This is a genomic window from Pseudomonas sp. D1HM, assembly GCF_019266105.1.
Lineage (GTDB): Bacteria > Pseudomonadota > Gammaproteobacteria > Pseudomonadales > Pseudomonadaceae > Aquipseudomonas > Aquipseudomonas taetrolens.
In genome coordinates, this window is record NZ_LRMN01000003.1 from 222,989 (window position 1) to 245,558 (window position 22,570).

The window sequence follows — 22,570 nt, forward strand, 5'->3', positions numbered from 1 at the left end:
TATGAAATCTCTGCAATTAACCGTAGAAAACTCTCTGCCCCACGACTGGCAACGCGCAACGCTGGTCGGTCGGGTGTGGCTGCCGGGCACGTCCGGCGGCCCCGCGGTGGTCGTGGTGCGTGACGGTGAAGTGATCGACTGCACCGCACGCTTCTCCACCCTGAGCCTGTTGCTGGAAACGCCGTCACCGCTGCAAACCGTGCGCGAAACCCGCGGTACTTCGCTGGGCACCCTTCAGGCCCTGCTGGCCAACAGCGGCGAACAGCGTGATCCGGCACAACCTTACCTGCTGGCCCCTGCCGACCTGCAGGTGATCAAGGCCGCCGGCGTGACCTTCGCCGCCAGCATGATCGAGCGGGTGATCGAGGAAAAAGCCGGCGGCGATGCCCTGCGTGCCGAACACATCCGTGCCCTGGTGCAGGACGTGATCGGCGACAACCTGCGCGACCTGCGCCCCGGATCACCGGAAGCCATGCGCCTCAAGCAGGTGCTGATCGAGCAGAACATGTGGTCGCAATACCTGGAAGTCGGCATCGGCCCAGACGCCGAAATCTTCACCAAAGCGCCGATTCTGGCGGCGGTGGGCAGCGGCAACGCGATCGGCGTCCATCCCGGTTCCAGCTGGAACAACCCTGAGCCGGAAGTGGTGCTGGCGGTGGACAGCCAGGGCCGGATCCACGGCGCAACCCTGGGCAACGACGTCAACCTGCGCGACTTCGAAGGGCGCAGTGCGCTGCTGCTGAGCAAAGCCAAGGACAACAACGCTTCTTGTGCATTGGGGCCGTTCATTCGGCTGTTCGATGAGCATTTCAGCCTGGATGACGTGCGTCGTTGCGAAGTGACCTTGCGGGTCGAAGGCCAGGACGGCTACGTGCTCAACGGCAACAGTTCAATGAGCCAGATCAGCCGCGACCCGGCGGACCTGGCGCAGCAGACACTCAACGCCAACCACCAGTATCCGGACGGCTTCGTGCTGTTCCTCGGCACCCTGTTCGCCCCCACCGACGACCGCGATCAACCGGGTCAGGGCTTTACCCATAAGGAAGGGGATGTGGTGAGCATCTCGTCCCCTGCCCTCGGCGCGCTGCATAACCGTGTCACCGGCAGCGACCAGGCGGCGCCCTGGGCATTCGGGGTCGGAGCCCTGATGAAGAACCTGGCGCAACGCGGCGTACTCGGACAGGCATGAGCGAGGGCGCTCACCCCTGAGCGCTGATGCGAAAAAGCCCCGCCGGAGACATCCTCCAGCGGGGCTTTTTTATTCTGGCCGGGTACCTGGCATGTTCATCACATAACGCTCAGCCCCCAACCTGCGACCCCGCTGCCGAGCACCACCAGCCATGGCGGGAGTTTCCAGAACATCAGCGCGACCAGGGCAAGGAGCGCCAACGCAAAATCTTCAGGCCGCAGAATCGCACTGGTCCAGACCGGCTGATACAGCGCGGCCAGCAACAGACCGACCACCGCCGCATTCACCCCGGCCAGTGCCGCCTGTGTACGCAAGCTACGGCGCAACTGCTCCCAAAAAGGCAAGGCGCCGATAATCAACAAAAAGGAGGGCGCGAAGATCGCCAGCAAACACACCATGCCTCCTGCCCAGCCTGAAGGCGCGAGGTTCATGGACGCCCCGAGAAAAGCGGCAAAGGTAAACAGCGGTCCCGGCACCGCTTGCGCAGCCCCATAACCGGCCAGGAACACGTCATTGCTGACCCAGCCCGCAGGCACCACCTCTGCTTGCAACAAGGGCAACACCACATGGCCGCCACCGAATACCAGCGACCCCGCCCGGTAGAATGCATCCACCAGGGCCACGGTCTGATTCGGCAAGCGTTCTGCCAAAAGCGGCAGGCCGACCAGCAACAGCACAAACAGCGCCAGGCAGATGATTCCTGCCCGTTGACTGACCGGCATCGGCAGCGGATCGTGCACGTCGCGCCGTTCCGGTTTGAACAGCAACAGCCCGGCAACCCCCGCCACAACAATCACCCCGACCTGCCCCCACGCTGAGGGCTCGACCAACACCACGCAGGCGGCCAGCATCATCAGGGTGACTCGCCGCACGTCCGTGCACAGGGTGCGCGCCATACCCCAGACCGCTTGAGCCACCACCGCCACGGCCACCACTTTAAGCCCGTGCAAGGCGCCGGATGAAATGGCAGTGCCGTAATGGGAAATACCCAGTGCAAACAGGATCAGGACAATCGCCGACGGCAAGGTAAAACCCGCCCACGCCGCCAACGCCCCCCCGTACCCCGCCCGCGACAACCCCAGCGCGATACCGACCTGGCTGCTGGCCGGTCCCGGCAAGAATTGGCAGAGCGCCACCAGATCCGCATAACTGCGATCCGTCAGCCACTGCCGCCGCGTCACAAACTCCTCGCGAAAATACCCCAGATGAGCAATTGGCCCACCGAAAGACGTCAGCCCAAGGCGCAAAAAAACCAGAAACACAGCCCATGCACTACTGCGTTGATTGATACCCGAACTGACCATGCAAACGCCTCATGCTTGAACTGGACACATCCTGCTGAACACGCACCCTGTCACCCGTGCAAAATTATAGGCTCAGGGTATAAACGCATGCAGGCAACCAGGCGGTGAGTTGCTGCCTGTGCAGCTCCCGAGGTCCGCCAATGGGTTCCTGAAGACTTTACTGAGTGCAGGCCTGGTGCCTCTCAAGATCATGGACTTTTTGAAATCACACCGCTCATGTATTCATTCAAATCACGCAGATCCTTAACACTCCAGGCATGCGCCGGTAGCTTCACACCATTCTCTTTCAAGGTCCTTGGAATCAAGTCTCCATTGGGACGAAGTATGATCGATGACACAATAACGCCCGGATAGTCCTTGAGACGCTTCTTGAAAGTTGACCGGGTAAGGTCAGGCGTCGCAGGCGTGCTTTTATTGGCCAACGGCCCTGTTCCCTTGAGGTTTAGTCCGTGGCACATCATGCACCTCTGCGAATAGAGCTTTTTCCCATTAACATTATCCGCAAAGGACAGCGAGAGTTGAGTGAGGGATAAAAGCCCTAGCAAAGCGATACATAATAATTTCATTTATTACATGGCCTTATCGTTAATTCAGAGCCGAATAGAGGCAGACCCGGAGGGACTGCTGCAACACGCAAGAGTGTCGGTATTTTGAACAGCGATTCGTTCGCACGCGCAAGAGATCAACTGGCTCGCTGGCATTGCCGCGCATCTGCTGCTGAATGCCGCAGGCGAAACAACAGCTGTTGCAGCACGTAATAAGAATTGCGCAGGTCTTTCCAACAGCATCTTCCTTGAGCCGTGAATACGAAAAAGCCCCTCCAGATCATTCTGAAAGGGCTTTATTTATTCCTCCTGCCGGTACGCTGCTGTCACAGAGAAACGCCGTCGTCAGGAGGATGGCCAGAAAGGCCCAATTATATGGTGTCCCAGGCGGGGTTCGAACCTGCAACCTTCCCCTTAGGAGGGGGATGCTCTATCCAATTGAGCTACTGAGACACACTTTTTGCATCGCACAAGACGTGCGCTGCAATCAACGGCGTGCATGGTAACGGCCGGGCCCTGGTTTGTCATGTCGTCCGTGGGCTTTTTAGCTGTCGGCACCCACCAGGTGGCCTTGGCGCTTGCGTCTTAGCCACCATAAAAGCCCTTGGGCCGAACGCTTTGTCCGCTCTAAGGGAGGTGTTGCCTGCAGGGTTATGGTCGCAGTAATCACCCCCTTCAATCTGGCCTGCCTGCACCCGGACTCACAAGCATCGTGCAAATTGCACTACCCCAAAAAGCCATCATTGCAAGATGCAACCCAACAGCACTCAAAATAAAACATAACATATTGATTTATAAGGATTTTTTACAAAAAAAACAGTTGGCACGAAGCCTGCTCTAATCAGTGCAACTCTTTACTCCGCCCACCCCTTCAGGGATGACCACCATGAACAGCGCCCTTTTAGTCTTGAATGCCCTCGCTCTGGCCGTGCTGCTGGTGTCCCACTATCAACCCGTCACCTCCACGGCGGCCACGGAGGTCGAGGTTGCAGGTACTTACACAAAACCACTGAAACCGCAGCCCCAATGGGCTGTGATGACGGGCGCCAACGGCTCCGCGGCCCATTTGGCCACCTCACAACCTGTGGTCAACCAGACCACCCAAAGCGAACATTGGGTATTTTGATCAGAGCCCGGCTCGCACCCTGACTGAGCGGACGCCGGGCGCTGTTACGCCGAGGGCGCTAGCGCGGCATCGATCAACTCCAACAAGGTTTGAACCCCTGCTTCCAACGTTGACGAGTTATCCAGACGCTGCACCGGGCCGCCACTCGAAGCGCCCTCACCGTCAATAAACAATTCATTTCGCTTGAGCCGGGTGCTGATTTCATCCGGCGTCTCGCGACCACGCGCCAGTAAACGCCTTTGCAGCACCCCGGCATCCACACTTACCCTGATTGCCAGCAAATCCGGGTAACGGGCGCGAGCGTGTTCAAGATGCGCCCTCGATCCGTTGATCAGCACGTGGCGCCCAGCTTGCAGCCAGTCGTCAATCTGGACAGGGATCCCATACTCCAGGCCGTTGGCCTGCCAGTCCAGGGCAAAGGCCCCTTGCACCTTGAGCGCACGGAACACCTCACGCGAGACGCCCTGTGCATCCTCGCCGACGGCCTCTGCCGAGCGCGTAATCACCCGCCGCACCACTTCACATCCGCGCGTTGCCAGTTCTGGGCGCGCTGCATCGATCAAGCTGTCTTTGCCCGAGCCCGAAGGTCCCATCAAATAGATCAACTTACCTGGCACTTTTTGCCTCTCCCACAGTGTTTAGATGAGCAAAAAGCCCGTGAACGAATCAAAAAAATCGTTCTCTAGTACCCATCACTACTGGCATAACGCCTTACTCCGGTTCAATATTTGTCACAGAATTGACGCCAATGAAGTGTCGAGCTTGAGGCATGATGCTCGCCTCCTAGCAATTCAGGTTGAACATTTGGCCGTAAAGATGGTCTTAAAACACATCGTGCGGCCAATCCCCCAGAACCGCTCCCCTGAACTAACCGGTTAATTATATGCGCCCATTGAAACAGGCAATTTATTCTAGCCGTACGGCTGACAAGTTCGTCGTACGCCTGCCAGACGGAATGCGCGAGCGCATTGCTGAAGTGGCCCGCAATCACCACCGCAGCATGAACTCTGAAATCATTGCCCGCTTGGAGCAGAGCCTCATTCAGGAAGGCGCACTGGGTGAAGAACTCAGCATGCGCATGGACAGCCCCGAGCTCTCACTGAATGAACGCGAATTGCTGCAACGCTTCCGCCAACTGTCCCACCGCCAGCAAAACGCCCTGGTTTCGCTGATTGCTCATGATGCCGAAGCCACATCCAGCGCATCCTGATATAAACCAGACACTAAAAAGCCAGCACTGCGCTGGCTTTTTTTATGGCCGCGATTCAGCGCCCACTTCACAACAAATACGATAGTGTTCCGCAACCTGATCGGCCTGAACCGATAGTGATCCGTTCAGGCCGTTGCTCATCAGAGCAGGAAGATTGTCGCCAGCCCCAGAAAGATAAAGAAGCCGCCACTGTCAGTCATGGCGGTGATCATCACGCTCGCCCCCATGGCCGGGTCACGCCCCAACCGGGCAAGGGTCATGGGGATCAACACGCCCATCAAGGCGGCCAGCAGCAGGTTGAGGGTCATGGCCGCGGTCATGACCACTCCCAGTGACCAACTGCCGTAAAGCAGATACGCAACGACGCCGATCACCCCGCCCCACACCAGGCCGTTGATCAACCCCACGGCCAGCTCCTTGCGCATCAAGCGCGAGGTACTGCCGGTGTTGACCTGATCCAGCGCCATCGCGCGCACGATCATGGTAATGGTCTGGTTGCCCGAGTTGCCGCCAATCCCGGCCACAATAGGCATCAGAGCAGCCAGCGCCACCAGCTTTTCGATCGAGCCTTCAAACAGGCCGATGACCCGCGAAGCGATAAAGGCTGTGACCAGGTTGACTGCCAGCCAGGCCCAACGGTTACGCAGGGATTTCCAGACCGAAGCGAAGATGTCTTCTTCTTCGCGCAGACCGGCCATGTTGAGAACTTCGCTTTCGCTCTCCTCACGGATCAGGTCAACCATTTCATCGATGGTCAAACGACCAATCAACTTGCCGTTCTTGTCGACCACCGGGGCCGAGATCAAATCGTAACGTTCAAATGCCAGCGCTGCGTCGTAGGCGTCTTCATCCGGATGAAAGCTCACCGGATCATTGGCCATGACTTCAGACACTTGTTTTTCAGGGTCGTTGACCAGCAGACGCTTGATCGGCAGCACACCCTTCAGCGCACCGTCGTAATCCACCACAAACAGTTTGTCGGTGTGGCCCGGCAACTCCTTGAGACGACGCAGGTAACGCAATACCACTTCTAGGCTGACGTCCTCACGGATCGTTACCATCTCGAAGTCCATCAGGGCGCCGACCTGATCCTCGTTATAGGACAATGCGGAGCGAACGCGCTCACGCTGCTGGCCATCGAGGGTTTCCATCAGCTCATGGACGACGTCCCGTGGCAGCTCAGGGGCCAGATCCGCAAGCTCGTCGGCGTCCATCTCCTTGGCTGCGGCCAGGAGTTCATGATCGTCCATGTCGGCGATCAGGGTTTCACGCACAGAGTCAGACACTTCAAGCAGGATGTCGCCATCGCGATCAGCCTTGACCAACTGCCAGACCGTCAGGCGGTCGTCCAGTGGCAATGCTTCAAGGATGTAGGCAACGTCCGCGGAGTGCAGGTCTTCCAGTTTGCGCTGGAGCTCAACAAGGTTTTGCCGATGGACCAGGTTTTCAACCCGATCATGGTGCTGGCCTTCCTGACGATGAGTCAGGTCTTCGACCACACGCTGGCGATTAAGCAGCTCAATAACTTGAGCGAGGCGGCTTTGCAGGCTGTCTTGCGTTTTCTTTACTTCAACTTCGGTCATAGGCGAACTCCACTCCCAGCAGCAGGGCACGCCGGAAGGATCAATCAGTCAATTCGTGATTGGAAAAACGGGATGCTGAATTACTACTGGGTAAGTCCATGGAGGTATTCCACAAGCCCCGGCGGGGCTGACGGGCGCAATCATACACGGCTTCAAAATTAATGAGGCAAAAATCTCGGGATAACAAATGCTTGGAGGGACGTTACGGGATTTTGTCTGCCTGACAGGCTATGCGACGCCGAGTCATCGTAGCGGAGCACAAAAGCTGCACCTCAACCACATATGTAGCCGCTGCGGCAGACCGCGATGAGCGGCATGGCAACCCTGCTGCTTTAAAAGCGAAACCCCTTCAGGCCTTTTATCGCAGCCTTCATACCGCGCCAGCCGCTACAGTAATCATCAGACAAGTCTGTGACGTTACAAGTTCGCGCTGATCTGCAGAGGCATGGGCGATCCACTCAAATCGCAGACAGCAAAAAGCCCGCATTGGATGCGGGCTTTTTGGTGTTTGGTGCACTCGACAGGATTCGAACCTGTGACCGCTCGGTTCGTAGCCGAGTACTCTATCCAGCTGAGCTACGAGTGCAAGTTGTGTTTGTTAGACCAGACCACCGCTGGTTGAAGCAAAGTTAACTGCCTGGGCAACTAACTCTTAAATGGTGCACTCGACAGGATTCGAACCTGTGACCGCTCGGTTCGTAGCCGAGTACTCTATCCAGCTGAGCTACGAGTGCATTTGAAGCTGCGTATTATAGACCGTTGAATCTCTCTGCCAAGTACTTTTTTCAATAAATTCAACAACTTACTGAAATGGCTAGATTCGAACGTGCTACATGAATAATGGCGGAGAAGGGGGGATTCGAACCCCCGACACCCTTTTGAGATGTACTCCCTTAGCAGGGGAGCGCCTTCGGCCACTCGGCCACCTCTCCGCAACACGGGGCGTATAATAACCAGCCTTTTCCCCGTATGCAACCAAAAACTTAAATAAAATTAGAGACTTGGTTCTTCATCCTTTTCTTTCTTGATCCGGAGGTAGATTTCCTCACGGTGTACAGCCACTTCCTTGGGAGCATTCACACCAATTCGCACTTGGTTTCCTTTGACGCCCAGCACGGTCACAGTAATTTCGCCGTCGCCTATGATCAGGCTTTCTGCGCACCGGCGAGTCAAAATCAGCATACGTTTCTCCTCACGCAATTCATTTCAGGAACAACAGTCTGCAAAAAAAAAGGGCGGCGGACTACTAGCTAAACAGCTAAAGCCCTCCGCTCCTTCGTATTGATCAGCGTGACGAAACGAAAGGTATCCGAACACGCTCATCAAAAAAACAAAGGGCGCGGATCAACCGCGCCCTTCGGGCAACGCGTTACTCACCCTGTCGGGCAGGTGCATCCAGTTCAAAAGCGGTGTGCAGGGAACGCACGGCCAGCTCCAGGTACTTCTCTTCAATAACCACAGAGACTTTGATCTCGGAGGTCGAGATCATCAGGATGTTGATGCCCTCTTTGGCCAGGGACTCGAACATGCGGCTGGCAACGCCTGCGTGAGAGCGCATGCCCACACCGACAATCGACACCTTGGCAATGTTGGTATCACCCACCACTTCGCGCGCACCGATCTCACGGGAGGTGTTTTCCAGGATCAGCATGGCTGCCTGGTAGTCATTGCGGTGAACCGTGAAGGTGAAGTCGGTGGTGTTGTCGTGTGCAACGTTCTGCACAATCATGTCGACTTCGATATTGGCCGCACTGATCGGGCCCAGGATCTTGAACGCCACGCCCGGAGTGTCTGGCACGCCACGGATGGTCAGCTTGGCTTCGTCGCGGTTGAAAGCGATGCCAGAAATGATCGGCTGTTCCATGGATTCCTCTTCATCAATAGTAATGAGGGTGCCCGGACCCTCTTTGAAGCTGTGCAATACGCGCAGCGGAACGTTGTACTTGCCTGCAAACTCGACAGCACGGATCTGCAACACCTTGGAACCCAGGCTGGCCATTTCCAGCATTTCTTCAAAGGTGATCTTTTCCAGACGCTGCGCCTGTGCCACAACCCGCGGGTCAGTGGTATAGACGCCGTCGACATCGGTGTAGATCTGGCATTCATCAGCCTTCAAGGCTGCCGCCAGTGCAACACCGGTCGTATCGGAGCCACCGCGACCGAGGGTCGTGATATTGCCCTGCTCATCAACACCCTGGAAGCCTGCCACCACCACCACACGACCGGCCTTGAGATCAGCGCGAATCTTCTGATCATCAATGTGCAGGATCCGGGCCTTGGTGTGCGAGCTGTCGGTGAGAATGCGCACCTGGCTACCGGTGTAGGACACCGCAGGTACGCCACGCTTGTTCAGCGCCATGGCCAGCAAGCCGATCGTTACCTGCTCACCGGTGGATACGATCACATCCAGTTCACGCGGCAACGGCTGATCGCTGATCTGTTTGGCCAGCGCAATCAGGCGATTGGTTTCGCCACTCATCGCTGACAGGACAATAACCAGGTCATTGCCGGCTTCGCGAAACTTCTTAACCTTATCGGCGACCTGCTCGATTCTCTCGACAGAGCCTACCGAGGTGCCTCCAAATTTCTGTACGATCAAAGCCATTTCAAAGCAGCCTCAGCCCATAAAGGGCGCCCATTTATCATTCAAACAACGCGCCGCCACCAGACGACGCGTGCTGGACCTCAGATACCCTGTTCGACAAATGGCACAGTCAGGGCCAACGCAGCGTCCAGGGCCGCAGCGTCAACACCGCCACCCTGCGCCATATCCGGACGACCACCGCCCTTCCCGCCCACTGCCGCAGCAGCCTGCTTCATCAAATCACCGGCTTTGAGTTGGCCAGTCAGGTCCTTGGTTACGCCTGCAACCAATACAACCTTGTCCTCATGAACACTGCCGAGCAGGATCACTGCACGGCCGAGCTTGTTCTTCAGCTGGTCTACCAGCGCCAGCAGCGCCTTGCCATCCTGACCGTCCAGGCGAGCGGTCAGCACTTTCACGCCTTTTACGTCCACTGCCGAGGATGACAGATCGTCGCCGGCAGCGCTTGCGGCCTTGGCCTGCAATTGTTCGAGTTGCTTCTCCAGCTGGCGATTGCGCTCCAGCACGGACGACAACTTGTCGAGCAGGGTTTCACGGGAACCCTTGATCAGGGTTGCCGCTTCCTTGAGCTGCTCTTCGGCTGCATTGAGGTAGGCCAGTGCCGCAGCACCGGTAACGGCCTCAATCCGGCGAATACCCGAAGCGACACCGCTTTCGCTGATGATCTTCATCAGGCCGATGTCACCGGTGCGCTTGGCGTGGATACCGCCGCACAGTTCGACCGAGAAAGCGCCGCCCATGCTCAGCACGCGTACGCTGTCGCCGTATTTCTCGCCAAACAGCGCCATGGCGCCTTTTTGCTTGGCGGTCTCGATGTCGGTCTCTTCGGTCTCGACCGGGGTGTTCTTGCGAATCTCGGCGTTGACGATATCTTCCAGGGCCTTGATCTGCTCTGGCTTGATGGCTTCAAAGTGGCTGAAGTCAAAACGCATGCGCTGACTGTCGACCAGCGAGCCCTTTTGCTGAACGTGCTCGCCCAGCACCTGACGCAAGGCGGCGTGCAACAAGTGGGTCGCCGAATGGTTCAACGCCGTGGCGTGACGCACATCGGCATCCACACGGGTTTCTACGACTTCGCCGACCTTCAGGCCGCCTGCAGCCACCATACCGTGGTGCAGGAAAGCGCCACCGGCTTTTGTCGTGTCGCGCACGTCAAAACGGGCAGCACCCGCTTGCAGATAACCGCAGTCACCGACCTGGCCGCCAGACTCGGCGTAGAACGGGGTTTGATCGAGAACAACCACACCCTCGTCGCCTTCATTCAAGCTGGCAACCGATTGGCCGTCTTTATAGAGTGCTACGACCTTGGCCGAGCCCTGGGTCGCACTGTAACCGATGAACTCGGTTGGCACATCGACCTTGACCAGTGTGTTGTAGTCCAGCCCGAACGAGCTGGCCGAACGTGCGCGAACACGCTGGGCTTCCATCTCGCGCTCAAAGCCTTCTTCGTCCACGGTCAGATTACGCTCACGGGCGATGTCGGCCGTCAGGTCCATCGGGAAGCCGTAGGTGTCGTAGAGTTTGAACACGACATCGCCCGGTACCACGGTGCCCTTGAGCTCAGCCAGATCCAGCTCGAGGATTTTCAGGCCCTGCTCCAGCGTCTTGGAGAACTGCTCTTCTTCTGCTTTGAGTACGCGTTCGATGTTGGACTGTTCGCGCACCAGCTCCGGGAAGCTGCCGCCCATCTCGGCCACCAGGGCCGCGACGATCTTGTAGAAGAAGTTACCGGTCGCGCCCAGCTTGTTGCCATGACGGCATGCGCGGCGAATGATGCGACGCAGCACGTAGCCGCGACCTTCGTTGGAAGGCAGTACACCATCAGCGATCAGGAAGCTGCACGAACGGATGTGGTCAGCCACAACCTTCAGCGACGCCTGGCCTTCATTGGCACAACCGATCGCTTCAGCCGACGCCTTCAGCAGGCTCTGGAACAGGTCGATGTCGTAGTTGGAGTTAACGTGCTGCATGACCGCACTGATCCGCTCCAGGCCCATGCCGGTGTCGACCGATGGAGCTGGCAACGGATGCAACACGCCATCGGCGGTGCGGTTGAACTGCATGAACACGTTGTTCCAGATTTCGATGTAGCGATCACCGTCTTCGTCTGGCGAACCCGGCGGGCCACCCCAGATTTCAGGGCCGTGATCATAGAAAATCTCGGTGCACGGGCCACACGGACCGGTATCGCCCATGGTCCAGAAGTTGTCCGATGCGTACGGGGCGCCCTTGTTGTCGCCGATACGGATCATGCGCTCGGCAGGCACACCGACGCCCTGGGTCCAGATATCGTAGGCTTCGTCATCGCTGGCGTAGACGGTCACCCAGAGTTTGTCTTTCGGCAGCTGCAATACGCCGGTCAGGAAGGTCCAGGCGAAATTGATCGCGTCCTTCTTGAAGTAATCGCCAAAGCTGAAGTTGCCGAGCATTTCAAAGAAGGTGTGGTGACGCGCGGTGTAACCGACGTTTTCCAGGTCGCTGTTCTTGCCGCCGGCTCGCACGCACTTCTGGCTGCTGGTCGCTCGGGTGTAGGCACGTTTTTCTTGACCCAGGAAACAGTCCTTGAACTGGTTCATCCCCGCGTTAGTGAACAGCAGGGTCGGGTCGTTATTCGGGACCAAGGAGCTGGAAGGGACACGGGTGTGACCTTGCTCCTCGAAGAAGCGAAGGAAGGCTTCACGGATTTCTGCGCTTTTCATAGGTTCTTCCACGGAGGCTGCGGCCAGAGGCAAGTAAATCACGTCAATCGACAGTGCGACTCGCAAAGGGCCGCATTATATCGGCCCTTCGCCCCGGGTACAGCGTGTTTATACGATAGCGACAAGCAATTGGACGGATTGCAAGCTCATTGGCGGGAAAAATCAGCAAAAACGTCGACCACTTGCTCAATCTGCGCACGACTGACATCCATGTGCGTCACCATGCGCAGTCGCGCAGCCGCACTCAAGCGAATGCCGCGTGCAGCAGCGAAGGCTTTGAGCGCGTCACACCGCTCACCCACCTGAACGTACACCATATTGGTCTGTACCGGCTCGACCGCATAACCCGAGGCGCGCAAGCCGTCCGCCAGCAACCGGGCATGGACATGGTCATCGGCCAGACGCTCCACCTGATGATCCAGCGCATACAGCCCGGCAGCCGCCAATTGACCGGCCTGGCGCATGCCACCCCCGACCATTTTGCGCAAACGCCGGGCTCGTGCGATCAAGTCAGCCGTGCCGCACAGCACCGACCCCACAGGCGCGCCCAGCCCCTTGGACAGGCACACCGACACCGAGTCGAAATGCCGGGTAATTTCTTTCGCTTCCACGCCCATTTCTACCGCCGCGTTGTACAGCCGCGCGCCATCAAGGTGCAGCGCCAGGCCATGTTCGCGGGTCAGGCGACTGGCGGCGGCCAAGTACTCGGCGGGCAGCACTTTGCCTTGCATGGTGTTTTCCAGCGCCAGCAAGCGGGTGCGGGCGAAGTGGAAATCGTCGGGTTTGATGGCCGCGGCCACCTGCCCCAGGTCCAGCGAACCATCCGCCTGGACTTCCAGCGGCTGCGGCTGAATAGAACCCAGAACGGCCGCACCGCCGCCTTCATATTTGTAGGTATGGGCCTGCTGACCGACGATGTACTCATCGCCACGTCCGCAATGGGCCATCAGGGCCAGCAAATTGCTCATGGTTCCCGACGGCACGAACAGCGCCTCGGCAAACCCCAGGCGCAATGCCAGCTCGCTTTCCAGCCTGTTCACCGCCGGATCCTCGCCATACACATCATCCCCAAGCGGGGCCTGCGCCATAGCCTCGCGCATGCCGACGCTAGGCTGGGTCACTGTGTCACTGCGAAGATCGATGTCAGTCATTTGGAAGCCTCGGCCATGTCAAAGGAGCCTTGATGCTAATCGCCCGAATCCCTGTCTAACAAGAGGACGGCAGCCCATAACCGTCACATTTCGGGCATTGCGGGTCATGCGCGGACAAACCGATCTGAAATCTTGATGGCTATTAGCAAAAAGCATCGATGCATCCGTGAAATATATGTGATACAAAATGTCCGCCGCCAGAAAGGCTGGTGGCAACGTTCTCAGGGCGGGGTGTAACTCCCCACCGGCGGTAATGGCGCGCAATGCGTCTAGCCCGCGAGCGCTTGACAGGCCGACAGCTTTGGCTGAGGCATGGCAAGGTCAGCAGACCCGGTGTGATCCCGGGGCCGACGGTCATAGTCCGGATGAAGAGAGAACGGGATTGGCGCCAAAGGGCCGTCAATCAGGTGGGGATGTACCGATGCAGAATCGCTCTGTATGACCCGCCTGAACGCACCCTTAAATCCCATTCGATTCATATGCCCTGTTTTTCACACAAACAGGAGTCAGAACATGCAACCCACCGCAATCGACAGCAAAAGCAAAAACCACCACAACGAGCGTGTAGCGTTTATCCAGGCCTGCTGGCACAAAGAGATTGTCGACCAGAGCCGCAAAGGCTTCCTGGCCGAAATGCTGGTGCAGGGCTATCAGGAAAGCGATATCGATTTCTATGAAGTGGGTGGCGCGTTTGAAATCCCGCTGCACGCCAAGCTGCTGGCCAAGACCGGCCGCTATGCCGGTATCGTCGGGGCCGCACTGGTGGTCGATGGCGGCATCTACCGTCATGACTTCGTTGCGCAGTCTGTCGTCAGCGCGCTGATGCAGGTTCAACTGGAAACCGAAGTCCCGGTATTCTCGGTAAGCCTGACACCGCATCACTTCCATGCCGGTGAAGAACACCAGAATTTCTACTTTGAGCACTTCGTGCACAAAGGCCAGGAAGCCGCAAAAACCTGCGTCGATACCCTGCAGAAAATCCGCAACATCAAGCGCATGGATACCCAGCAAAAACGCGCAGTGTAATTTCCCTGCCAACAAAAACAGGCCCTTTCAGGGCCTGTTTTTGTTTGTGGACACGGCCGGGTATTGGCCGAAAGAACTAGGCAAAAGCCATCGAACTCACGGGTTCGATGATCATGCCGGCACGCAGGCCATTCTTCACCTTGGGGTTGGGGAAGATAATCCGGGCGCCCTCTTCTTCAATGACCCAGCGGGTCTGAGGCGTGTCCTGCGCCAAGAGATAGCCTTTGGGCAGCTCACTGAAATTCTCGACATCCGCCGGCAAATGCAGAATAAACGCATCACTGTGCTTGATCACTTCACGGGCCACGCTGAACAGCTGCAAGCCCTCCAGGGATTCATCCGCCAAAGGCGGCTCCGTCCCTTCGATGATCTGCTCCAGACGTCGCTCGAGTCGCGTAACGTTGACCCCCGCGTTCTGCCCGAACGGTCGTGCCTTGCCCAGCTCAAGGGTGAACGCCTCGACGCCGAGCCGATCGTAGGTGTAGGCACTGAATACAATTGAAGGCTTGTTCTGCAACAGCACCGCTTCCATGCCGGCAGCGCGCAGGCGGGCCAGTTCTTCGCGAGAGTGCGCACGCCCCTCTTTATAAGGGTAGAGCGCAAACTGTTCGATTTTCGAACCCCGAATCGCCGTGTGCAGGTCGTAGTGAAGTCGGGTGCGGTCCGGCTGGCTGAAAAACGTTTCGGCCAAATGCTCAAGCTCGCACGCACGCAAGGCCTCCGGGCCACTGCTGTTCTCGTGGCGACCGTTGAACAGCCGATTGAGGTCTTCTTCGACAAACCTTGCGCCAGTGCGCATGGCCGCAGGGTTGCCAAACAAAAACAGAATTCGTGCACGGGGCTTTACATCGCCCCGTGCGATGTCATGCAACAGACGATCGAGCAACTCGATCGGTGCTGTTTCATTACCGTGGATGCCGGCCGACAACAGCACATCCATGCCGTTGTCGCGGGCCTCGGGAGGGCGCACTTCAAGTGCCCCCTCGGCCAGCCAGCGCATCCGCACGCCGTCGACAGTCAGTTGAGTCTTCTCGGCCGGTTCACGTCCGGCCAGGGTCAGTTCAAGCAGTTTGCCGAGAGCGAGCATAGTCCTTCCTTAATCAGTGATTGCAGTCTGGACCGTGCACGTGACCGTCTTCGTCATCACTCAGGTCTGCCGGTTCCATCTCCAGTTGCAGGCTGACAAGGTTAGTCGCTAATGGGCGCAGCAGCAGGTTGGCGTATTCAGCATCACCTTCCTCAACGTCTACGCCAATCAGCAGCTGGCCACGGCCGTCTTGCTGGATCCACAACTCTTTGCCCTGCCACATGACGGCGACACGGGTGCAGGAAGTTTCCAGCTGGGTGCCGTCGGTGTCTTCAAGGATCAGCTTCAGGGTATCGCTCATGATTTCGTTCTCGTTCGGTGAAAAGGCGTGCCCAGGTGCGCCAAACGCACAGGCACGCACAGGCTCAATTGATCTGGAAGGGGTAAACCGCGCCCAGTTTAAGGATTTGCGTCAGTTCATCCAGTGCCGTACGGCATTCAATCAACAATTGCGGGTCCGCCAGGTCGCTTTCACGCAGGGCATCGCGGTAGTGCCTGTTCACCCACCCGGTCAGCGTGTCGTACAGCGCAGGGGTCATGATAACCCCCGGGTTAACCGCTGCCAGCTCGGTTTCATTGAGTGCGACGCGCAACCGCAGGCAAGCCGGACCACCGCCGTTCTGCATGCTCTGCTTGAGATCAAACACCTTGACCTCGCGAATCGGACCACCCGCGGCCGTCAAGCCTTGCAGATACTGCCAGACCCGCGGATTGGCGCGACACTCCTCGGGGACGATCAGCAGCATTGAACCGTCAGGGCGACTCAGCAGCTGACTGTTGAACAGGTAGGAACGCACCGCGTCCTCCACCGCCACCTGATCGCGCGGCACACAAATGGACTGGAAGTTGCCGCCCCGGGCAGCCAGCTTGCCGTGCAATTCGGCCAGCATCTGATCGGTGTTGAGGAATGCATCCTGGTGATGGAACAGCAGCTCGCCATTGCCGACCGCGATCACATCGTTATGGAACACGCCCTGATCGATTACGTCCGGATTTTGCTGGGCGAATACCACGCCCTCCTCGCTCAGGCCGTGCAGTCGAGCCACCGCCTGAGAGGCTTCGAGGGTCTGGCGCGCCGGGTATTTTTGCGGGGCCGGGTAACGGCTATCGAACGCACTGCGCCCGAACACAAAGAACTCAACGCCCGCTTCGCCGTAATCCCGGCAAAAACGCGTGTGGTTGGCTGCACCCTCATCACCAAATTGAGCCACTGCCGGCAACGCCGCGTGGTGCGCAAAATGCTGTTGATCGGCAAACATGGCACCCAGCACCCGGCTAGTGGTCGGATGCTCGATGCTGCGGTGGAATTTGCAATTGAGGTTGGCTGCGGTGAAGTGCACCCGACCGTCAGCCGTATCTGCGCTCGGGCTGACCGTGGCGGCGTTGGCCACCCACATGCTCGAGGCCGAGCAACTGGCAACCAGCAGCGGCATAGCCTGTTTGGCCGCCTGGGCAATGACCTGTGCATCGCTGCCGCTGAAGCCCAGGCTACGCAAGGCTCCGACATCCGGACGCTCTTGCGGGGCCAGCACGCCCTGGACAAAACCCATGTCCATCAGCGCTTTCATTTTTTCCAGGCCTTGCAGCGCCGCTTCCTTCGGGTTGGAAGCCTGCTGGCTGTTGCTCTGGGAAGCGACGTTGCCAAACGACAAACCGCCATAGTTATGGGTCGGCCCCACTAAACCGTCAAAATTGACTTCAAATGATTTCATCGGTGAGGCTCCAGCAAACAGTTAAATTGTGTAGCGACTGGCGCAGGCGGCGATGCATCGGGGCGTGACCCGGGCCCTGAAACAGGGCCCGGGATCGTGCGGACTTAGCTCCCGCGACGACCCGGTCTGCTTACAATCGCACGCCCGGGGTCAGGGCCGCAGGCAAGGTCAGGGTCGGGGTTTCCAGGGATGCCACCGGGTACGCGCAATAATCCGCCGCGTAATAGGCGCTGGCGCGATGATTGCCCGAGGCTCCCACGCCGCCAAACGGTGCGCTGCTGGCGGCACCGGTGAGTTGCTTGTTCCAGTTGACGATCCCGGCGCGGCTTTCGAGCCAGAACTGCTGATAACGCGCTTCGGAGTCCGACAGCAAACCCGCCGCCAAACCAAAGGCCGTGTTGTTCGCCTCAGCAATCGCCGCATCAAAGTCAGCGTAGCGAATCACTTGCAGCAACGGCCCGAACAGTTCTTCGTCCGAGCGCTCGCTCACCTCGGTCACATCGATAAGACCCGGCGTCAGCAACGCGGCATTAGCGTCTGGCTGGGTCATTTCCAGCAAGGACACCGCGCCATTCGCCAGCAAGACTTCCTGGGCCTCCATCAAGGCGCGCGCGGCACCGAGGGAAATCACCGAGCCCATGAAAGGCGCAGGTTGCTGGTCAAATGCACCGACTTCAATGCTTTGGCTGACCTCAACCAGGCGCGTCAGCAGGCTGTCGCCCCACGCGCCCTGCGGTACCAGCAAACGACGGGCACAGGTGCAACGCTGCCCGGCCGAAATAAACGCTGATTGAATGATGGTGTAGACCGCGGCGTCCAGATCGGCCACCTGATCGACCACCAGCGGGTTATTGCCGCCCATTTCCAGCGCCAGGATTTTGTCCGGGCGACCGGCAAACTGCTGATGCAATGCATTGCCGGTACGGCTGGAGCCAGTGAAAAACAAGCCATCGATGCCCGCATGGGCCGCCAGCGCGATGCCGGTTTCGCGTGCGCCTTGCAGCAGGTTCAAGACGCCGGCCGGCAAGCCCGCCTCGATCCAGCATTTGACCGTCAGTTCTGCCACCGCCGGGGTCAGTTCGCTGGGCTTGAACACCACGCTGTTACCCGCGAGCAACGCCGGAACGATATGCCCGTTGGGCAAGTGCCCCGGGAAGTTGTACGGACCAAACACCGCCACAACGCCGTGGGGCTTGTGCCGCAACACTGCCGTTGCATCCCCCAGCGGGCCACTTTTTTCACCGGTGCGCTCACGGTAGCTTTGTACCGAGATCGCGACCTTGTTGATCATGCTGGTGACTTCGGTGGCCGATTCCCACAACGGTTTGCCGGTTTCGGCACCGATGCAGCGGGCCAACTCGTCAGCATGATTTTTCAGGCTGGCAGCGAAAGCTTCGAGCACGCTCAGACGCTCTTCGAAAGAGCGCCGGGCCCAGGCCGGAAATGCCTCGCGGGCTGCCTTGACGGCAGCTTCGACCTGGCCGGCATCTGCGCCGCGACCGGTCCACAGCACCTGTTGCGTCACCGGGTTCAGCGATTCAAAGGCTTCGCCCTGCCCGTCCTGCCAGGTACCTGCGATATACAACGTGCTCATTATTTCGACTCCCGTGGGGCAACTGGTTGAGCAGACAACGCAACTGCCCGCACTTGATCGCCGGCGCTCAGTTGCAAACGCTTGGCGGTCAGTTTGTCGACCACCAGCGTGCCTGCAGCCAACCGCGCAGGGGCTGCGGTGATGCGGCACTCTTCGCGCTTGCGGTTGTGGATCAGGTAGGCCGGGGCATCATCACCCGGCGTGCCGATGGACAACACCAGCGCTTCGCTGTCGCGAACGGCGCGGATCTTGCTGGTCTCGCACTCCACGGCCGGGCCGGCGTCGAAAATATCGACATAACCCTGATAGCTGAAGCCTTCGCTCTTGAGCATGTTCAAGGCGGGCTCAGTGTCGGTGTGCACTTTGCCAATCACTGCGCGGGCATCCGGCGACAGGAAGCAGGTGTATACCGGGAATTTTGGCATCAACTCGGCGATGAAGGCCTTGTTGCCCACGCCGGTCAGGTAGTCAGCCTGGCTGAATTCCATTTTGAAGAAGTGCCGGCCCAGGCTTTCCCAGAACGGTGAACGACCGGACTCGTCGGACATGCCGCGCATTTCGGCAATGATCTTGTTGCCGAACAACTCAGGGAACTCGGCAATAAACAGCATCCGCGCCTTGGCCAGCATGCGGCCGTTCAGGCCGGTGCGGTAATCGGCACTGAGGAACAGCGAGCACAGCTCCGAGTTGCCGGTCAGGTCATTGGCCAGGAACAGCGTCGGAATCTCACGATAAATACTCAGCTCCTGAGAGGCGCTGACGGTCAGTCCGACCCGGAAGTTGTACCAGGGCTCACGCAGGCCGACAGCGCCGGCGATTGCCGAAATACCGACCACCTTGCCGTCGTCGTCCTCGAGCACGAACAGGTAATCCGCATCGCCGCGTTCGGCTTCGCCACGGAAGGTTTTTTCAGCCCAGCCAACACGGTGCGACAGACGCTCTTCATTGGCCGGTAACGTGGTCAGGCCGGTGCCCGTGCTGCGGGCCAGCTCGATCAGAGCCGATAAATCGCTATTGCGTACAGGACGAACGATCATGCTATCTCCTCAAACAGGGCTCGCTGACGAACCCCGCGAAACTCGCTCAAAGGCGTTAAACCGCAACCACTCGTACACTGGCACCTTCGCCAACACCGAGTGCTTCGGCCGCTTCCAGGTCCAGCGTGACCGGCTTGCCTGGCGCCCAGTCCAGCTCCAGCAACACGGCGCGGTAGTCCTGTAACTGGGCATTGGCCACCAGGTACTGTCGCCCACCGCCCTTGATCAGCTCACCGATCCGGACCGGGACCACACGGCTTTGGGCGATCGAACGAATGCCCGAAACCCGGGCATGCAGCGTCGGCCCGCCATCGAAAATATCAATGTAGTGATCGGTCTCGAAGCCTTCGCGCATCAGGATGTCGAAGGTGATTTGCGCACGCGGGTGAACTTGCCCCATCGCCTCTTGGGCGGTATCAGGCAGCAACGGCACGTAAATCGGGTAATGCGGCATCAGCTCAGCGAGGAAGGTGCGGCTTTTCAGCCCGCACAAGCGTTCGGCGGCGGCATAGTTCAAGTCGAAGAAGTTGCGGCCAATGGCGTCCCAGAATGGCGAATCACCGTTCTCATCGCTGTAACCGACGATTTCAGTCACCACCGAGTCGGCAAACCGCTCCGGGTGATTGGCCACGAACAGCAGGCGGCCGCGGGAGTTGAGTTCGGACCAGGCCGAACCCACCAGCTGCGGAACCACATAGAAACTGGTCAGCAGGCTATTCCCGGTGAGGTCATGGCACTGCGACAGAACGTGAATCTTGTTGTGGATTTTCAGTTCACGGGAAGCATGGACGAAGGTCTCGTTACGGAAGCTGTAGAACGGCTCCGAGTAACCGGCCGAGGCCACGATGGCCGAACAGCCCACCAGCTTGCCGCTGGCGGTGTCTTCAAGCACAAAGAAATAGCTCTCTTCGCCATTGAAGCTGACTTCGGCCGCAAAAGATGTTTCGGACGCAGCGATCTTGTCACGCAGGCGTTCGATATCGTCCGGCAATGAAGTGACACCAATCGGGCTGTCCGCAGCCAGACGCTGTACCTCGTCCAGGTCAGCCATTTGCGCGGGGCGCATCACCAGCATGGTGTCACTCCTTAATCCTTTCACTACATAGGAAAATACCGAGCAGGATTTCAACCAACCCTGTAGGCGCGAGCTTGCTCACGATGGAGATAACGACCAGAGACGCTACCGCGAGCAAGCTCGCTCCTACAGGGGTATTTGAATGAAATGAGAATCAGGCTCGGCACATAAAATTCGGTTCGACGCCCGGAAGTCCGGGCGTCGAGATCACACTCAGGCTTGAGTCAGCGCTTTCGCAGCACGCTCAAAACGCGACAGACCTTCTTCGATATCCGCATCTTCGACCACCAGGCTTGGCGCGAAACGCACCACGTCGGGGCCGGCCTGCAAAATCATCAGGTCTGCTTTTTCACAGGCATTGAAAATGTCTTTGGCGCGGCCTTTCCAGGCATCGCTCAATACGCAACCGATCAACAGGCCCAAACCGCGGACTTCAGTGAACAGGCCGTATTGCTGGCCAATCTGTTCCAGGCGGGTTTTGAACTGCTGGTGCTTGGCTCTCACGCCGCCCAACACTTCAGGGGTGTTCACCACGTCGATGACCGCGTTCCCCACGGCACACGCCAACGGGTTGCCGCCGTAAGTGGTACCGTGAGTACCGACCACCAGGTGCTTGGCCAGCGCTTCTGTGGTCAGCATGGCGGCAATCGGGAAACCACCGCCCAGGCTCTTGGCGCTGGTCAGGATGTCCGGGGTGACGCCGTAATGCATGTAGGCGAACAACTCGCCGGTACGGCCCATGCCGGTTTGCACTTCGTCGAACACCAGCAACGCATCGTGCTGATCACACAGATCGCGGGCACCTTGCAGGTAAGCCAGCTCGGCCGGCAGCACGCCGCCCTCACCCTGAATCGGCTCCAGCACCACGGCGCAGGTCTTGTCCGAGATCGCCGCTTTCAGCGCTGCGAGATCATTGAACGGTACATGGGTGATGCCGGTAATTTTTGGACCGAAACCATCGGAATACTTCGACTGCCCGCCCACGTTCACGGTGAACAGCGTACGACCGTGGAAGCTGTTGAGTGCGGCAATGATTTCGTATTTCTCGGCACCAAAACGATCGTGGGCAACACGACGGGCCAGCTTGAAGGCGGCCTCGTTGGCTTCGGCACCGGAGTTGCAGAAGAACACGCGCTCGGCGAACGTCGACTCGACCAGCTTCTTGGCCAGGCGCAGTGCCGGCTCGTTGGTGAAGACGTTGGACACGTGCCACAGGTTATTGGCCTGCTCGGTCAGCGCTCCCACCAGGGCAGGATGTGCATGACCCAAGACGTTAACGGCAATGCCACCCGCGAAATCGATCAGCTCTCGGCCCGCCTGGTCCCATACTCGGGAACCGGCACCGCGCACAGGAATAAAGGCCGCAGGTGCGTAGTTAGGAACCATGACCTGGTCGAAATCGGCGCGTTGCACCGGGGCTTGCTCAACGGACATCGGAGTCTCCTGAAGAGGAACGCCTGCCTAAAATGGCGAGCGATGGGGGGATTGTAAGGACAGATGATGCTGCGGCCTTGTCGCCAAGCGACAACTTCTTATAGCGCCAAACCACGGTTTCACCGGGTTTACGGCAATGCGACATATTTCGTCGCAAAGGCGCAGTTTAAACGCTGAGAGTACGGAGAAAAGA

Annotated in this window: 19 protein-coding genes, 4 tRNA genes and 1 riboswitch; of the genes, 4 read left to right on the forward strand and 19 right to left on the reverse strand. The window is 58.6% G+C overall.

Annotation, left to right across the window (positions count from 1 at the left end):
* Window position 1 precedes the first annotated feature (1 nt).
* Window positions 2-1,189: a fumarylacetoacetate hydrolase family protein gene (locus AWM69_RS04140; RefSeq protein WP_218725837.1), complete on the forward strand. Its 1,188-nt coding sequence runs from the start codon at window positions 2-4 to the stop codon at window positions 1,187-1,189.
* Between the two features lie 98 nt (window positions 1,190-1,287).
* On the opposite strand, the gene chrA is transcribed toward AWM69_RS04140, so the two are convergent.
* The 3 genes from chrA to AWM69_RS04155 all read right to left on the reverse strand — a co-directional run bounded on the left by chrA (window position 1,288) and on the right by AWM69_RS04155 (window position 3,491).
* On the reverse strand, window positions 1,288-2,493 hold the full coding sequence (gene chrA, locus AWM69_RS04145; protein WP_218725838.1) for a chromate efflux transporter: 1,206 nt from the start codon (window positions 2,491-2,493) through the stop codon (window positions 1,288-1,290).
* 188 nt (window positions 2,494-2,681) lie between these two features.
* Window positions 2,682-3,059, reverse strand: coding sequence for a cytochrome c (locus tag AWM69_RS04150; RefSeq protein WP_218725839.1), 378 nt, complete (start codon window positions 3,057-3,059; stop codon window positions 2,682-2,684).
* Between the two features lie 355 nt (window positions 3,060-3,414).
* Window positions 3,415-3,491, reverse strand: a tRNA-Arg gene (locus AWM69_RS04155).
* 433 nt (window positions 3,492-3,924) lie between these two features.
* Here AWM69_RS04155 and AWM69_RS04160 point away from each other — a divergent pair.
* Complete coding sequence (locus AWM69_RS04160; protein WP_218725840.1) at window positions 3,925-4,164, forward strand: hypothetical protein; 240 nt, start codon at window positions 3,925-3,927, stop codon at window positions 4,162-4,164.
* A gap of 44 nt (window positions 4,165-4,208) precedes the next feature.
* On the opposite strand, the gene phnN is transcribed toward AWM69_RS04160, so the two are convergent.
* On the reverse strand, window positions 4,209-4,781 hold the full coding sequence (gene phnN / locus AWM69_RS04165; RefSeq protein ID WP_218725841.1) for a phosphonate metabolism protein/1,5-bisphosphokinase (PRPP-forming) PhnN: 573 nt from the start codon (window positions 4,779-4,781) through the stop codon (window positions 4,209-4,211).
* 266 nt (window positions 4,782-5,047) lie between these two features.
* Here phnN and AWM69_RS04170 point away from each other — a divergent pair, with 266 nt between their 5' ends.
* Window positions 5,048-5,374 carry an Arc family DNA-binding protein gene (locus AWM69_RS04170; protein ID WP_048379119.1) on the forward strand — a complete coding sequence of 109 codons (327 nt, stop codon included), beginning with the start codon at window positions 5,048-5,050 and terminating at the stop codon, window positions 5,372-5,374.
* 140 nt (window positions 5,375-5,514) lie between these two features.
* Here AWM69_RS04170 and mgtE read toward each other — a convergent pair whose 3' ends face one another.
* The 8 genes from mgtE to ltaE all read right to left on the reverse strand — a co-directional run bounded on the left by mgtE (window position 5,515) and on the right by ltaE (window position 13,412).
* Window positions 5,515-6,957, reverse strand: coding sequence for a magnesium transporter (gene mgtE, locus AWM69_RS04175; RefSeq protein WP_131652746.1), 1,443 nt, complete (start codon window positions 6,955-6,957; stop codon window positions 5,515-5,517).
* 509 nt (window positions 6,958-7,466) lie between these two features.
* Window positions 7,467-7,543 (reverse strand) — tRNA-Arg (locus AWM69_RS04180).
* Between the two features lie 71 nt (window positions 7,544-7,614).
* Window positions 7,615-7,691, reverse strand: a tRNA-Arg gene (locus tag AWM69_RS04185).
* 107 nt (window positions 7,692-7,798) lie between these two features.
* Window positions 7,799-7,889 (reverse strand) — tRNA-Ser (locus AWM69_RS04190).
* Window positions 7,890-7,950: 61 nt separating this feature from the next.
* On the reverse strand, window positions 7,951-8,139 hold the full coding sequence (gene csrA, locus AWM69_RS04195) for a carbon storage regulator CsrA (RefSeq protein WP_003175645.1): 189 nt from the start codon (window positions 8,137-8,139) through the stop codon (window positions 7,951-7,953).
* A gap of 187 nt (window positions 8,140-8,326) precedes the next feature.
* Window positions 8,327-9,562, reverse strand: a complete 1,236-nt coding sequence (locus AWM69_RS04200) for an aspartate kinase (protein WP_131652745.1) — start codon at window positions 9,560-9,562, stop codon at window positions 8,327-8,329.
* Between the two features lie 80 nt (window positions 9,563-9,642).
* A complete protein-coding gene (alaS, locus tag AWM69_RS04205) occupies window positions 9,643-12,261 on the reverse strand; it encodes an alanine--tRNA ligase (RefSeq protein ID WP_218725842.1) in 2,619 nt (872 codons plus the stop codon).
* 146 nt (window positions 12,262-12,407) lie between these two features.
* Window positions 12,408-13,412 carry a low-specificity L-threonine aldolase gene (gene ltaE, locus AWM69_RS04210; RefSeq protein WP_218725843.1) on the reverse strand — a complete coding sequence of 335 codons (1,005 nt, stop codon included), beginning with the start codon at window positions 13,410-13,412 and terminating at the stop codon, window positions 12,408-12,410.
* 213 nt (window positions 13,413-13,625) lie between these two features.
* Window positions 13,626-13,794, forward strand: a riboswitch (FMN riboswitch).
* 131 nt (window positions 13,795-13,925) lie between these two features.
* Here ltaE and AWM69_RS04215 point away from each other — a divergent pair.
* On the forward strand, window positions 13,926-14,438 hold the full coding sequence (locus tag AWM69_RS04215) for a 6,7-dimethyl-8-ribityllumazine synthase (protein ID WP_048379112.1): 513 nt from the start codon (window positions 13,926-13,928) through the stop codon (window positions 14,436-14,438).
* Between the two features lie 76 nt (window positions 14,439-14,514).
* Here AWM69_RS04215 and astE read toward each other — a convergent pair whose 3' ends face one another.
* From astE to AWM69_RS04250, 7 genes are all read right to left on the reverse strand, one after another.
* The gene (gene astE / locus AWM69_RS04220) at window positions 14,515-15,525 is read right to left on the reverse strand and encodes a succinylglutamate desuccinylase (protein WP_048379110.1); all 1,011 of its coding nucleotides are present in this window, start codon (window positions 15,523-15,525) and stop codon (window positions 14,515-14,517) included.
* A gap of 13 nt (window positions 15,526-15,538) precedes the next feature.
* A complete protein-coding gene (locus AWM69_RS04225) occupies window positions 15,539-15,826 on the reverse strand; it encodes a hypothetical protein (RefSeq protein WP_048379564.1) in 288 nt (95 codons plus the stop codon).
* A gap of 64 nt (window positions 15,827-15,890) precedes the next feature.
* Window positions 15,891-17,237 (reverse strand): N-succinylarginine dihydrolase, encoded by a 1,347-nt coding sequence (gene astB, locus AWM69_RS04230; protein WP_048379107.1) that lies wholly within the window; start codon window positions 17,235-17,237, stop codon window positions 15,891-15,893.
* Window positions 17,238-17,367: 130 nt separating this feature from the next.
* Window positions 17,368-18,834 carry a succinylglutamate-semialdehyde dehydrogenase gene (gene astD / locus AWM69_RS04235; protein ID WP_218726007.1) on the reverse strand — a complete coding sequence of 489 codons (1,467 nt, stop codon included), beginning with the start codon at window positions 18,832-18,834 and terminating at the stop codon, window positions 17,368-17,370.
* Window positions 18,831-19,868 (reverse strand): arginine N-succinyltransferase, encoded by a 1,038-nt coding sequence (astA, locus tag AWM69_RS04240; RefSeq protein WP_131652741.1) that lies wholly within the window; start codon window positions 19,866-19,868, stop codon window positions 18,831-18,833. Before astA ends, astD begins: the two co-directional genes overlap by 4 nt.
* A gap of 55 nt (window positions 19,869-19,923) precedes the next feature.
* Window positions 19,924-20,943 (reverse strand): arginine/ornithine succinyltransferase subunit alpha, encoded by a 1,020-nt coding sequence (gene aruF, locus AWM69_RS04245; protein ID WP_131652740.1) that lies wholly within the window; start codon window positions 20,941-20,943, stop codon window positions 19,924-19,926.
* Between the two features lie 213 nt (window positions 20,944-21,156).
* A complete protein-coding gene (locus AWM69_RS04250) occupies window positions 21,157-22,377 on the reverse strand; it encodes an aspartate aminotransferase family protein (protein ID WP_131652739.1) in 1,221 nt (406 codons plus the stop codon).
* Window positions 22,378-22,570 lie beyond the last annotated feature (193 nt).

Bases quoted from the DNA above. Each gene is read 5' to 3' on its own strand.
- AWM69_RS04140 (WP_218725837.1), top strand. From the start codon at position 2: ATGAAATCTCTGCAATTAACCGTAGAAAACTCTCTGCCCCACGACTGG.
- chrA (WP_218725838.1), bottom strand. From the start codon at position 2,493: ATGGTCAGTTCGGGTATCAATCAACGCAGTAGTGCATGGGCTGTGTTT.
- AWM69_RS04150 (WP_218725839.1), bottom strand. From the start codon at position 3,059: ATGAAATTATTATGTATCGCTTTGCTAGGGCTTTTATCCCTCACTCAA.
- AWM69_RS04160 (WP_218725840.1), top strand. From the start codon at position 3,925: ATGAACAGCGCCCTTTTAGTCTTGAATGCCCTCGCTCTGGCCGTGCTG.
- AWM69_RS04170 (WP_048379119.1), top strand. From the start codon at position 5,048: ATGCGCCCATTGAAACAGGCAATTTATTCTAGCCGTACGGCTGACAAG.
- mgtE (WP_131652746.1), bottom strand. From the start codon at position 6,957: ATGACCGAAGTTGAAGTAAAGAAAACGCAAGACAGCCTGCAAAGCCGC.
- csrA (WP_003175645.1), bottom strand. From the start codon at position 8,139: ATGCTGATTTTGACTCGCCGGTGCGCAGAAAGCCTGATCATAGGCGAC.
- AWM69_RS04200 (WP_131652745.1), bottom strand. From the start codon at position 9,562: ATGGCTTTGATCGTACAGAAATTTGGAGGCACCTCGGTAGGCTCTGTC.
- alaS (WP_218725842.1), bottom strand. From the start codon at position 12,261: ATGAAAAGCGCAGAAATCCGTGAAGCCTTCCTTCGCTTCTTCGAGGAG.
- ltaE (WP_218725843.1), bottom strand. From the start codon at position 13,412: ATGACTGACATCGATCTTCGCAGTGACACAGTGACCCAGCCTAGCGTC.
- AWM69_RS04215 (WP_048379112.1), top strand. From the start codon at position 13,926: ATGCAACCCACCGCAATCGACAGCAAAAGCAAAAACCACCACAACGAG.
- astE (WP_048379110.1), bottom strand. From the start codon at position 15,525: ATGCTCGCTCTCGGCAAACTGCTTGAACTGACCCTGGCCGGACGTGAA.
- AWM69_RS04225 (WP_048379564.1), bottom strand. From the start codon at position 15,826: ATGAGCGATACCCTGAAGCTGATCCTTGAAGACACCGACGGCACCCAG.
- astB (WP_048379107.1), bottom strand. From the start codon at position 17,237: ATGAAATCATTTGAAGTCAATTTTGACGGTTTAGTGGGGCCGACCCAT.
- astA (WP_131652741.1), bottom strand. From the start codon at position 19,868: ATGATCGTTCGTCCTGTACGCAATAGCGATTTATCGGCTCTGATCGAG.
- aruF (WP_131652740.1), bottom strand. From the start codon at position 20,943: ATGCTGGTGATGCGCCCCGCGCAAATGGCTGACCTGGACGAGGTACAG.
- AWM69_RS04250 (WP_131652739.1), bottom strand. From the start codon at position 22,377: ATGTCCGTTGAGCAAGCCCCGGTGCAACGCGCCGATTTCGACCAGGTC.